At 54.6% G+C, this 12,508-nt stretch carries 10 protein-coding genes; 2 read left to right on the top strand and 8 right to left on the bottom strand.

From position 1 onward, the window contains the following. Positions 1-87: 87 nt before the first annotated feature. The 4 genes from VSS37_RS09025 to VSS37_RS09040 all read right to left on the bottom strand — a co-directional run bounded on the left by VSS37_RS09025 (position 88) and on the right by VSS37_RS09040 (position 3,527). Positions 88-771: a hypothetical protein gene (locus VSS37_RS09025; RefSeq protein WP_324694510.1), complete on the bottom strand. Its 684-nt coding sequence runs from the start codon at positions 769-771 to the stop codon at positions 88-90. Positions 772-773: 2 nt separating this feature from the next. Further along, positions 774-1,244: a hypothetical protein gene (locus VSS37_RS09030; RefSeq protein ID WP_324694511.1), complete on the bottom strand. Its 471-nt coding sequence runs from the start codon at positions 1,242-1,244 to the stop codon at positions 774-776. A 138-nt stretch (positions 1,245-1,382) separates the two neighbouring features. Then, positions 1,383-3,257, bottom strand: coding sequence for a sodium:solute symporter family protein (locus VSS37_RS09035; protein ID WP_324694512.1), 1,875 nt, complete (start codon positions 3,255-3,257; stop codon positions 1,383-1,385). 12 nt (positions 3,258-3,269) lie between these two features. Further along, positions 3,270-3,527 carry a DUF4212 domain-containing protein gene (locus VSS37_RS09040; protein ID WP_324694513.1) on the bottom strand — a complete coding sequence of 86 codons (258 nt, stop codon included), beginning with the start codon at positions 3,525-3,527 and terminating at the stop codon, positions 3,270-3,272. Positions 3,528-3,921: 394 nt separating this feature from the next. On the opposite strand from VSS37_RS09040, the gene glnL reads away from it, so the two are divergent. Then, positions 3,922-4,983 (top strand): nitrogen regulation protein NR(II), encoded by a 1,062-nt coding sequence (gene glnL / locus VSS37_RS09045; protein ID WP_324694514.1) that lies wholly within the window; start codon positions 3,922-3,924, stop codon positions 4,981-4,983. After that, positions 4,970-6,385 carry a nitrogen regulation protein NR(I) gene (gene ntrC, locus VSS37_RS09050; protein ID WP_324694515.1) on the top strand — a complete coding sequence of 472 codons (1,416 nt, stop codon included), beginning with the start codon at positions 4,970-4,972 and terminating at the stop codon, positions 6,383-6,385. Before glnL ends, ntrC begins: the two co-directional genes overlap by 14 nt. 36 nt (positions 6,386-6,421) lie before the next feature. On the opposite strand, the gene VSS37_RS09055 is transcribed toward ntrC, so the two are convergent. From VSS37_RS09055 to VSS37_RS09070, 4 genes are all read right to left on the bottom strand, one after another. Then, on the bottom strand, positions 6,422-8,047 hold the full coding sequence (locus tag VSS37_RS09055; protein WP_324694516.1) for a sulfatase-like hydrolase/transferase: 1,626 nt from the start codon (positions 8,045-8,047) through the stop codon (positions 6,422-6,424). Positions 8,048-8,127: 80 nt separating this feature from the next. Further along, the gene (locus VSS37_RS09060) at positions 8,128-9,357 is read right to left on the bottom strand and encodes a glycoside hydrolase family 18 protein (RefSeq protein ID WP_324694517.1); all 1,230 of its coding nucleotides are present in this window, start codon (positions 9,355-9,357) and stop codon (positions 8,128-8,130) included. 48 nt (positions 9,358-9,405) lie between these two features. After that, positions 9,406-10,815: a glutamate--ammonia ligase gene (glnA, locus tag VSS37_RS09065; protein ID WP_324694518.1), complete on the bottom strand. Its 1,410-nt coding sequence runs from the start codon at positions 10,813-10,815 to the stop codon at positions 9,406-9,408. Positions 10,816-10,999: 184 nt separating this feature from the next. Beyond that, positions 11,000-12,508: glutamine synthetase III family protein (locus tag VSS37_RS09070; protein ID WP_324694519.1), on the bottom strand; the 1,509-nt coding region annotated here is incomplete at its 5' end.

Consider the following 12,508-nt stretch of genomic DNA (forward strand, 5'->3'; position numbering starts at 1 on the left):
CGCCCAGCAATTCCTTGCCGACCTGCAAGGCGCTGGCGACGTGGAAACCATCACCTCCATCCCAGTGTTCTGTTTCCCGTGTTCTGCTTATTCCATGTAATCGCCCATCTTGGGGGCGAACGGATCCATCACCACGATTTTGCCGTCCTTGATGCTGCGCATCAGGTTGTCGCCATGCAGATCCCAGTCCAGGTGTTTCTGGTTGTCGCGGTAGTACAAGCATAGCTTACGCATGTCTTCCGCCAGTTCGGCACCGTAGCGTTCGGCGACATAAGCCCATACCTTCAACCGGTCTTCTTTTTCCATCCAGTCGATTTCGTGGACGTGTTCCGTGAAAAATTCGGCGTCGGCCTCATCCAGATGCTCCAGCCGCTCCATGACGTAGATGATGCGGTAATCCGGCTCCTCAAAGGTGAACAGGTGGATGCAGGAAGGGTCGACCGGTTTGTCATTTTCATCAAGCACGCCTACGCGGCGGGCGAAAGGGACATTTTGCAGTTCATATTGCTGGATGGCGTCCAGAAAATATTCCAAACCCAACGACTGTTTTTCCAGTAACACATAATTCCGCCACGAATCGCTTTCAAGATCCGCGATGAAGGCGCGCTTGCATTTGGCGCATTTCAGCGAGAGCTTTTTGCCGCCATCGAAGCACTTCATTTCGTAGACTTTGGTGAGGAAAGTGTTCTCGCATTGGGGGCATTCCATCTGCTTGAACTTTCCGCTCAGGAAGCATTCCAGAATTTCTTTGCTTGAATCCTGTGTGTCCATGGTCAGTACTCTATTCCGTTTCTGAGAAGTAGGGAGGTGCCGAACTGGATAATGCCGGGAAAGTAGTCATCTATCCACAGTCCGACGCTGATTCCCTGGTGGAGCATGAATGCGCGCTTTTTTTTGCCATCTGTTGTGTATACCCGGATGCCGACATGGTGCAATTTGTCATGGATTTCAAGCAGGTTCTCATCTTCATCGGCGCGCAGGGTGCAGATGACTGGCTCCCAGTCACGGGTGCGGTACGCTTCAATCAGGCCGAGGTAAAAATCCACGTCGGCAGTGATGGTGTTATCGAAATCAATGGCGATGATGCGTGATGTCGGCGAATCGGCGAGGACATATTGGTCGATCCTGAACTCATCAAAAGTCGAAATAAGCTCGTGCTCCCCATGCTCCTTGATGGCTGTTTCCAGCACCTTGAACGCCGCGCACGGTAATTTGTTGTGGTAGTAAAAAATAAGATCTGCCATGCAGTTTTCTCTCTAGCGGAAAGGGCGATGCAGCATTTAGCCTGCCCAGGGTAGTGTGAATCAACAGCGGGATCAATGATCCAGGACAAAGAAAAGGCTCCCGGAGGAGCCTTTTTCAGCGCTACTTAGCCGCTAGGCTTAGTGGCCAGTCGCCACACCGGCACCGCGTGGCACACGCACATCTTCAACCAGATGCTGGATGTGTTCAGGCGGTGGTGGAGTCACACGGGAAACTGCCCATGCAACTGCGAAGTTCACCAATGCACCAACAGTGCCGAATGCTTCAGGGGAAATGCCCAGGATCCAAGCGTCTGGCTTGTCTGGCAGCATGTTAGTGCCTTTGACGAAGAACCAGCCTTTGTACATAAAGATGTAGAGCATTGTGACAATGATACCGGCAACCATGCCAGCAATAGCGCCTTGGCTGTTAACGCGCTTGGAGAAGATGCCCATCATCAACACAGGGAAGATGGAGGCCGCTGCCAAACCAAACGCCAACGCGACTACCTGTGCGGCGAAGCCCGGTGGATTCAGGCCCATATACCCTGCAACCAGGATGGCAACGGTCATGACGATACGGGAGGCCATCAGTTCGTTTTTCTCAGAGATGCCAGGCATAAAGATACTTTTCAGCAGGTCGTGAGAAATGGAGGAAGAAATAGCCAGCAACAGACCTGCTGCGGTAGACAGTGCAGCTGCGATACCACCGGCTGCAACCAGGGCGATTACCCAGTTAGGCAGTTGAGCGATTTCAGGGTTGGCCAATACCATGATGTCATTGTCAACCTTGGTGACTTCATTGCCTTTCCAGCCGAAGCCGCCGAACTTGCTTTCGTCGTTCTTCTTCATGGCTTCATCAACTTTTGCCTGAGCAGCGGCTACATCACCACCGTCTTTTTCAGCAGCAGCCAGTGCAGCTTGGGCATCCGCCAAGCCGCCATCGCTATAGTACTGAATTTTACCGTCGCCGTTTTTGTCAGCCATAGCCAGCAGCTTGGTTTCTTCCCAGGTTTTCATCCAGCGAGGACGTTCGTCAAACTTCAGGTTGCCGTCAGGGGAGCCGATTTCACCAGTCTGAACAGTGTTCATCAGGTTCATGCGAGCCATAGCGCCAACTGCCGGAGCAGTGGTGTAAAGCAGGGCAATGAAGACCAGTGCCCAACCAGCGGAAGAGCGAGCATCACGTACTTTGGGTACGGTGAAGAAACGGATGATAACGTGTGGCAGGCCAGCAGTACCGATCATCAGCGTCATGGTCAACAGGAAGGTGTTGATCATGGGCGCGTTAGGCGTGGTGTACGCTTTAAAGCCCAGATCGGTCACAACCTGATCCAGTTTGTCCAGCAGGTATACGCCGCTGCCGTCAACCATGGTGGAACCCAGACCCAGCTGAGGGATTGGGTTGCCGGTCAGGTTCATGGAGATGAAGATGGCAGGAACGGTGTATGCGAAGATCAGGACAACGTATTGGGCAATCTGGGTATAGGTGATGCCTTTCATGCCACCCAATACTGCATACACGAATACGATGGCCATACCGATGTAAAGACCTGTATCCACGGAAACTTCCAGGAAGCGGGAGAAGGTAACACCAACACCCTTCATCTGGCCGATTACGTAGGTCAGGGAGATTACGATCAGGCAGATAACCCCTACGATACGCGCAGTATTGGAGTAGTAGCGGTCACCGATGAACTCAGGAACTGTAAACTTACCAAATTTGCGGAGATAGGGGGCAAGCAGCATCGCCATCAGTACGTAGCCACCAGTCCAGCCCATCAGGTAGGCGGAAGCATCGTAGCCTTTGAATGCGATAATACCGGCCATGGAAATGAAGGATGCGGCAGACATCCAGTCCGCTGCTGTTGCCATACCGTTGGCGACTGGGTGAATGCCGCCACCGGCAACATAGAACTCGCCGGTGGAACCTGCACGGGCCCAGATCGCGATACCGAAGTACAGAGCAAAGCTCAGACCAACGACGACATAAGTCCAGATTTGAAGTTCAGTCATTTGCTCCCCCAATCAATCTTCGTGAACATCGAATTCGCGATCCAGCTTACCCATGCGCCAGGCATAGAAGAAGATCAATACGACAAATATATAAATGGAACCTTGCTGGGCGAACCAGAAGCCGAGTTTATAGCCACCGAGGCGGATGTTATCCAGTGGCCCGGCGAATAGGATGCCAGCCCCGAAGGACACGACAAACCAGATGACCAAGCATACAATAAGCAGGCGAAGGTTCGCCGCCCAGTATGCCTGTGCAGATTTTGACAACATAATTTTAGACTCCTCCGTTGTTGCACAAACGCACTGAGTTTAGCCTGAATGTAAACAGAATGTAAATTGCTGCCGTGGCAAATTTTATGGATTGCCTGACATTTTGTAGATATTTGAGGGTCGCTGTTGGGGGTAATCAAGGGGATTCCACACTGCTCTTCACGAAATTGTCGACAATATTGCAAAATACTCGCAATGGATAACCAACTGGCGAGACAGGTGTTGTAAAAATGAAACACCAAGATTCACAATAATGTGGCAAGCATGCAGGCACTATTTTGGTGCATCAATGCGCGCAGCCACCATGATTTATCTTGTATGTGTTGTTAATTTGTTGATATTTTGAAAATAATTTTGGTGGCATTAATATTGCACTATCACCGCGATGATGAACATGCACCTAAAAAGAAGTGATCTGTTGGACATACTGACCTGCTCCATTCTGGTGCTGGATAGTCGGTTGCACATTGTTTACATGAACCAGTCCGCTGAAATGTTATTGGGGCAGAGCCAACAACGTGCGACAGGCCTGCATGTGGGGCAGTTGCTGCGCAGTGAAAATATGCTGGAAAGCTTGCAGGTTGCACTCAGGCAGTGCGACCCGCAGTCTATCCGGGAATGCCCGGTTGAGTTGACTTATGGTGAACAGATCATTATTGACTGTGTCATTACGCCGCTTTCCCAGCATGATATGAAAAGCCATTTGTTGCTGGAAGTGTACCGGATTGACCGTAAGCTGCGCATCGTGCGGGAGGAGCAGGTAATCCTGCAACAGCAGGCCGTGCATGAGCTGGTGCGTGGCATCGCCCATGAAATCAAGAATCCACTGGGCGGCCTGCGTGGCGCTGCCCAGTTGCTGGAAGGCGAGCTGGAAAACCCCGAGCTGAAGGAATACACCCAGATCATCATTTCCGAAGCCGACCGCCTGAAGCACTTGGTGGACGGGATGTTGGGGCCAAGCCATTTGCCGCATACCGAAACGGTGAATATCCATGAAGTGCTGGAGCATGTGCGGCATCTGGTGAGTTCTGATGTGTCCGCCAATGTCCACTTCCTGCTTGATTATGACCCCAGCTTGCCCGAACTCCAGGGCGACCGGAACCAGTTGGTGCAGGTTGTGCTGAACATTGTCAGCAACGCCGCCCGGGTTCTGGATACGGGCGGCATTATCGAGTTGCGCACCCGTATCCTGCGCCAGTTCACGATCCAGCAGATTCGTTACCGCCACGTCATTAAAATCGAAATTTGTGACAATGGGCCGGGGGTTCCGGAACATTTGCAGGACAAGCTGTTCCTGCCCATGGTCAGCGGCCATCCGGAAGGGAGCGGGCTTGGCCTTGCCATTGCCCAGTCCCTCGTGCGGCGGCATAACGGGTTGATCCATTGTGAGTCCGTGCCGGGGCGCACCTGCTTTTCCATTCTGATTCCGCTGGAGAAAGATAATGCCGCAAACTGAAAATGTCTGGGTCGCTGACGATGACCGCTCTATCCGCTGGGTGTTGGAGCGGACTTTGCAGAAGGCTGGCATCATGACCCGCATGTTTGAAACGGCGGATCAGGTCATCAGCGCCTTGCGCAATGACCAGCCGGACGCATTGTTGACCGACATCCGCATGCCCGGCACCGACGGTTTGCTGTTGCTGGAGCGGATGCAGCGCGAATATCCGGAGATTCCGGTGATCATCATGACGGCGCATTCTGACCTTGAAAGCGCGGTTTCCGCGTATCAGGGTGGGGCGTTTGAATACCTGCCCAAACCTTTCGACGTGAATGAAGCGCTGGAATTGGTGCGCCGCGCCTGCAAAATGCGCCATGAAAAGGACAGCGGCAAGTTGGCTGAAGACGCCATCGAATTGCTGGGCGGACGCGACATTATCGGGCATGCGCCCGCCATGCAGGAAGTGTTCCGTGCCATTGGGCGGCTGTCCAAGTCCAGCATCACGGTGCTGATCACCGGCGAATCCGGCACCGGCAAGGAGCTGGTGGCCAAGGCGCTGCATACGCATAGCCCCCGTTCCAGCAAGCCGTTCATTGCGCTCAACACCGCCGCCATTCCGCGTGAATTGCTGGAGTCGGAATTGTTCGGGCACGAAAAAGGCGCTTTCACCGGCGCTTATGCCCAGCGCAAAGGGCGTTTTGAGCAGGCGGATAGTGGTGCCTTGTTCTTGGATGAGATCGGCGACATGCCCGCAGAGCTGCAAACCCGTTTGCTGCGGGTGTTGGCGGAAGGCACGTTTTACCGGGTTGGCGGGCATACGCCGGTCAAGGTGGACGTGCGCATCATCGCCGCCACCCACCAAAACTTGGAAGAGTTGGTGAACAAGGGGACATTCCGTGAAGACCTGTTCCACCGTCTGAATGTCATCCGCATCCATAATCCGCCGCTGCGTGAACGGCGTGAAGACATCCCCTTGCTGCTCAACCATTTCCTGCGCCGTGCCGCTGAGGAGTTGCAGGTGGAGGCCAAGAGCCTGTCGATGAAGGTGACGGAGCATCTGCAAACCCTGCCCTGGCCGGGCAACGTGCGCCAGTTGGAAAATACGTGCCGCTGGCTGACAGTGATGGCTTCCGGGCGGGAAATTGTCATGGATGACCTGCCGGGTGAATTGTTGGAAAGTGAGGCCAACAAACCGGAAATGCCGGACAACTGGGAAAAGGCGCTGGCGCAGTTCGCCGACCATAAGCTCAGTCGGGGCGCGAACAATCTGCTGACGGAGTTGAACCCGATTTTCGAGCGTATCCTGTTGCAGGCCGCCTTGAAAAAAACCGGCGGGCGCAAGATTGAGGCCGCCGAATTGCTGGGGTGGGGGCGTAACACGCTCACCCGCAAGCTCAGGGATTTGGGGGTTGAGGAATAAGCTTGCCCCCTGTGGAAGCTAGGTTGTGCCGGTTCTTCAGGGGACTGGCGGTTGTGAGGGGTTCAGCGCCGCCTGGTTCTTGGGCACAGTTTCTTCAAAACCGCAAAAATCGCCGGAACACGCCTGCATATGCACCAGCTTGTCAGCAAGGTAGCGGCTTTCAAAACCGGCGTAGCGTAGTGTCAAAGCGTCCAGCATGGCGACTTCAATGGTGTCGTATTCCATGCCGTTCAAGACTTTGTGGGTGACGTAGCCTTTGGCTGAATCCCATACATTGAAAAAGGTGCGGAACCGATCCTGCTTGTAGAAATCCTCTTCCTGAAAGTACGCCGCCACATCACCGGGGATATGGTCGCCAAACGCCACCACCAGGGTGCGTTCCGGCAGTTTTTTCAGTTGGGCCAAAAAGTTTTCATACGCCTGCACCGATAGCTCTAGGCGGGCGTTGTAGTCCTGCATGATGGAGCATTGCTTGGGGGTCAGGCTTGGCTTGCAGCGGCGGGCGTCGGATTTGATGTCCTTGTCATGCGGGGAATGCTGGCGCATGGTGGCGACAAATTCGAATACCGGCTGTTTGTTGAGCTGTATCTGCTTGAGCGCTTCATCAAAGAAAATTTCGTCAGGTATCTTGTTCCAGGTGCGCTTGGCGCAGGCTGGCATGGACGGGCAGTCGATGAAATCCTGGATGCCCAGTTGTTCATGGAAGCGTTTCCCACCATAAAAACGCCCGGCAATCGGGTAAATGGTTTTGGTTTTATAGCCCTGATTCGCCAGTTGGCGGGCGATCCTGCCATCCAGGCGGCCAGGGGCGAATAAATTGATTGATTTCCAGCCATTGCCATATAAAGGCGGGGCAACGCCATGCAGGAAGGCGATTTCCTGCACCCAAGTTGAACCGCCAGCAGTATGCACCTTGAGTGGGTAGGCGTCCTGGAAAAATTTGCCATCCGGCTTATAGCCCAACACCTGTTCCGGGCGGAAGGTGGACTCCTCCAGGATGACGATAATGTTGGGCTTGTTGGCGGGGGCTTCGGTAAAGCTTTCCGCTTGCCTGTCCGCCTTGAAGCAGCAATAGCTGGAATCGTGCGGCTGCGATGGTTCTTCCAGTTGGGTGCGCCAGATGCTTTGCACCAATACCGGCAGCGTGTTTTTGTACTGGGAAGTCCATTGTAGGTCGACGTAAAAGACCGGCAAGTTGGCGACAGCCAGCAATAGGGCACCGCCAACAAAGCCTAGGGCGTAAGGCTGGAGCCGGGTGGTGGCCTTTTTTTCCAGCATAAAGCCAATAACCAGCAATAGCAGGCCGCCGCCAATCAGCAGGGTGGGCAGCGTCCCCATTTCCAGCAGGGTTTCAGAGCTTAAGGCGGCAACGACCAGATCAGGCGCCACCAGCTGTGAACCCAGAAATTGGTATTTGATCGCCGAACCTGTCCATAGGCCTGCAATGATGGTGGAGGCCAGGCCAGCGGCGAACCACATACGGCGCGACAGCAGCAGGAAGCCACTGAACAACGTTAGCCACATCAGCACGTTGTACAGGTGGAGATACATAAACCCGCCAACGCCTGCATCGCCGCGGTCCATAAACAGGACGTAGGGCATGAACAGGATGGCAGGCAAGGCGATCAGGGCTGTAGCAAGGTTTTGCCTGAATGACAGCATGGTTATTCCAGTCAGGAAAAATGTGATACAGAATAACTACTTTGTCATAAAATTGTAATAATAGTTGCGCTATGGCTGTCTTATTTTTGCAACTCTGCTTCGATGGCCTGCCGCAATGGGCGGCTTGAGCCTGTGGCGGGCTGCGCCATGGCGTCAAGCGCCAGTTCCCAGATCATGATCCCACCCAATCCCTGCTGGCGGGCAAAGTCAATTTTGGCCGCCAGCGCACGGGCGTCATTGAAATTGCAGAACATGTCCTGGGCAGGGTCAGCCGCATCGGCGCTGAACCAGGCCATTTGTGCGACATCATCCCATTGGTAGGTGTCCGGTATGCGGTTTTGCATCCGCATGTCGGCGTAGCTGCGCTTGAAATAACTGGGCGGTGTTCGCCAGGATTCGCGCGGCAGGGTGACGCCTTGGCCGACGGAGGTTTCCCCACCTTGCCAGCAGGCGACATCAAAGCTGATGCCAAGCCCCAGCTTGCGGCGCGGCACACCTGCTTCCAGGAAAGCGTTGAGCCAGTTTTCGATGGATGGCACTTCATGGCTGAAACCAGGAAACACCAGCCCGCCGTTATGCAACGGGCTGTCAAACCAGCTGATCCAGCCTTCATAGGGCTGCGCCATGTCGTAACTCATCAGGTTGATCTGGTCAAACTTGTCGGCCAATTGCGCCATGATGTGGCGGTCGCGGATGATGGTGGCGGTGGTCAGCAGGGGTGCCCGCCCCAGTAATGGGCTGGTGCGGGTTTGCAAGGCTTTGTGCAATTCGGTGATGAATGCGCGGAAATCCGGGTTATCCTGGTTTTCATCCAGCGTCACAGGCTCCATGTCGATATCCACCCCGTCATAGCCATCCGCATCCAGGATTTGCAGGATGTTGCGGATAAACGCCTGTTGTACGGTCGGGCTGATGGCTGGGCTGAATTGTTCGTGCTGCCCGGTGATGACCAGCAGGATCGGGCGGTTGTTGGCATGGGCGCTTTGGACGGCTTTCCGGCGGCTTTCCGGCAAGTAGCTGTTGGTGTCGGTGTCGAGTGAGCCATCTGGGCGGGGAATGACGGATGCGTGGGCGATATGGGTCAGCATGGCGTAATCATCAGGCACCATGAAAGGGATTTCACGCCCATTATGATGGTAGGCGGGAAGGTAGCCTGTCACCCAAGGGTGCCCATTGTACTGTGGCGATTCAAGGGGAGGGTGGCGGTTCAGCAGCCAAAGCGCAGCCAGCAGCAGGAGAATGAGCAGCAAGGCCGCCGCCAAGTATTTTTTGTGCATAAGATCGTGTTGGCCGGTTATTTCTACAAACAAAAAGCGCTCCTCAAGGGAGCGCTCCTATTACTTGCGCAACTGCAAAAATCAGCAGCTGTAGTACATGTCGAACTCAACCGGGTGGGTCGTCATGCGGATGCGGGTGACTTCTTCCATCTTCAGCGCGATGTAGGCGTCGATCATATCATTGGTGAAGACACCGCCAGCAGTCAGGAAGTCACGGTCTTTGTCCAGCTCTTCCAACGCCATATCCAGGGAGTGGCAAACTTTTGGGATCAGTTTGTCTTCTTCTGGTGGCAGGTCGTACAGGTCTTTGTCCATGGATTCGCCTGGGTGGATCTTGTTCTGGATGCCGTCCAGGCCTGCCATCAGCATGGCAGCGAACGCCAAGTATGGGTTGGCGGTCGGGTCAGGGAAGCGGACTTCGATACGGCGGCCTTTTGGGCTGCTGACGAATGGGATGCGGATGGAGGCGGAACGGTTGCGGGCGGAGTAGGCCAGCATGACCGGGGCTTCAAAGCCAGGAACCAGACGCTTGTAAGAGTTGGTGGAAGCGTTGCAGAAAGCGTTCAGCGCTTTGGCGTGCTTGATGATGCCGCCGATGTAGTACAGCGCCATTTCGGACAAGCCCGCATAGCTGTCACCAGCAAACAGGTTGGCACCGTCTTTGGCGATGGACTGGTGGACGTGCATGCCGGAACCGTTGTCGCCAACGATGGGCTTGGGCATGAACGTTACGGTTTTGCCGTACTGGTGAGCCACATTATGGGTGACGTATTTCTGGATCTGTACCCAGTCAGCACGTTGGGTCAGGGTGCCGAAACGGGTGCCGATTTCGCACTGGCCAGCAGTCGCAACTTCATGGTGATGGACTTCAACTGGCACGCCCATTTCAGCCATGACGTTACACATGGTGGAACGGATGTCATGCAGGGAGTCAACCGGTGGCACGGGGAAATAACCGCCTTTAACGCCAGGGCGGTGGCCCATGTTGCCGTCCGGGTAAACTTTTTCTGAGTTCCAGCCCGCTTCTTCAGAGTCGATCTTGACGAAAGTGCCGCTCATGGTGGTGCCCCAGCGGACGTCATCAAAGATAAAGAATTCAGGTTCCGGGCCAAAGAATGCGGTGTCGCCGACGCCGGTGGATTTCAGGTATTCTTCTGCGCGCTTGGCGATGGAGCGGGGGTCGCGCTCATAACCAGACATGGTGGCCGGTTCAATGATGTCGCAAGTGAGGTTCAGGGTGACATCCTGGAAGAATGGGTCCAGAACAGCGGTGGAGGCGTCAGGCATCAGGATCATGTCGGATTCGTTAATGCCTTTCCAACCCGCAATGGAGGAGCCGTCAAACATTTTGCCGTCAGTAAAGATGTCTTCATTGAATTCACTGACTGGAGTCGTTACGTGCTGCTCCTTGCCCTTGGTGTCAGTGAAGCGGAAATCGACGTACTTGACGTCGTTGTCTTTGATCATATTGAGAACGTCTTGTGCAGACATGGACATTGCTGTCTCCTCCTAAGAATTGAGGTCAATGATAACGCTGTGTAATCGAACGATCGTGGCTGAATATGCAATAGTTATGTTCATATTGCAATACGGTCGGGAACAGTTCCAAACACGGCAAAGCCATGCATCTTCATGCACGGCTTTGCATTTTCATCATAAACCAGGAAAGCGAAAGTCACTTGATGAAAAGCATTTCGCGGTACTTCGGCAGCGGCCATTTCTCATCAGCAATTTCGGTTTCCAGGACATCGGCATGCGCACGGGTCTCATCCATCAGGCCCCGGACTTCGCTTGCCAGGTATTGCATGTGGGTTTCGATATCAGCAAAGTCGTGTTTGCTGATGGCTACGCCCAACTTGCTGACTGCCGCCATCATGGCGTTGGTTTCTTGCCTGATGGTGGTGGTGGCGGTGTCATCCAGCCCCAGGCTGGAAGCTTTGCCCAAGTCAGACAAATAGCTGAGGGCGGCAGGGTAGATAATGGTCTTGGCAATCTCGATGACCAGTTTGGCTTCCACCTCAATGGACTGGATGTACTGCTCTGCGTATACCTCGTAGCGGCTGGCCAGCTCAACTGGAGTGAGCACGCCAGTGCTCTCAAACAGGGTTTTGACAGCGGCATCCTTCAGGTATGGCAGTGCGTCAGCCGTGGTTGGCAGGTTTTTCAGGCCGCGTTTTTCCACGGCTTCCTTATGCCATTCAGGTGAGTAACCATTGCCGCCAAAGACAACTGCGCCATGTTCATTCATCAGATCTTTGAGGACAGCGATGACGGCTGCCGTTTTTTCGACGCCGCCAGCCAGTTCAGCTTCCAGTTTTTCAGCAACCCAGTTGAGGGAGTCCGCCAGCATGGTGTTCATGGTGATCAGTGGGCCGGAAACAGACTGTTGGGAGCCAACGGCACGGAATTCAAAGCGGTTGCCGGTAAAGGCGAACGGCGAGGTGCGGTTACGGTCGCCGCTGTCTTTCTGGTACGGGATGATCTGTGACAGGCCAAGCTCCATCAGGCCAGCCTTGCCGATGCCGTCCAGCTTGCCATCTTTGATCTGTTCGAAAATGGTTTCGATTTCAGTGCCTAAGTACACGGACAAAATGGCTGGAGGCGCTTCGTTGGCACCCAACCGGTGGTCGTTGCTGGCGGAAGCGATGACGGCACGCAGCAATGGGCCGAATTTGTGGACGCCACGGATGACCGCGCCGCAGAACAGCAGGAAGTTCAGGTTTTCATGCGGTGTGCTGCCTGGGTCGAGCAGGTTGCCTTGGGTAGCGTTGGCGACTGACCAGTTGACGTGTTTGCCGGAACCGTTGACGCCTGCAAATGGTTTTTCGTGCAGCAGGCAGGTGAAGCCGTGTTTGGTCGCGGTGCTTTTCAGGACAGTCATCAGCAATTGCTGGTGGTCGGCGGCGACGTTGGCGGCTTCGAAGTAAGGCGCGATTTCAAACTGGCCTGGGGCAACCTCGTTGTGGCGGGTTTTGGCCGGGATGCCGAGGCGGTACAGTTTCTCTTCAACGGCTTCCATAAAGACCTGCACACGCTCGGGGATCGCAGCAAAGTAATGGTCATCGAACTGCTGGCCTTTGGCTGGGGAGGCACCGAACAAGGTACGGCCTGCCAGCAGAATGTCTGGGCGCAGGTGGGCAAAGGCTGCATCGATCAGGAAGTATTCCTGTTCAGCGCCGCAGCT

Origin of the sequence: Candidatus Thiothrix phosphatis, assembly GCF_035668035.1 — a bacterium.
In the GTDB taxonomy this organism is placed as follows: Bacteria; Pseudomonadota; Gammaproteobacteria; order Thiotrichales; family Thiotrichaceae; genus Thiothrix; species Thiothrix phosphatis.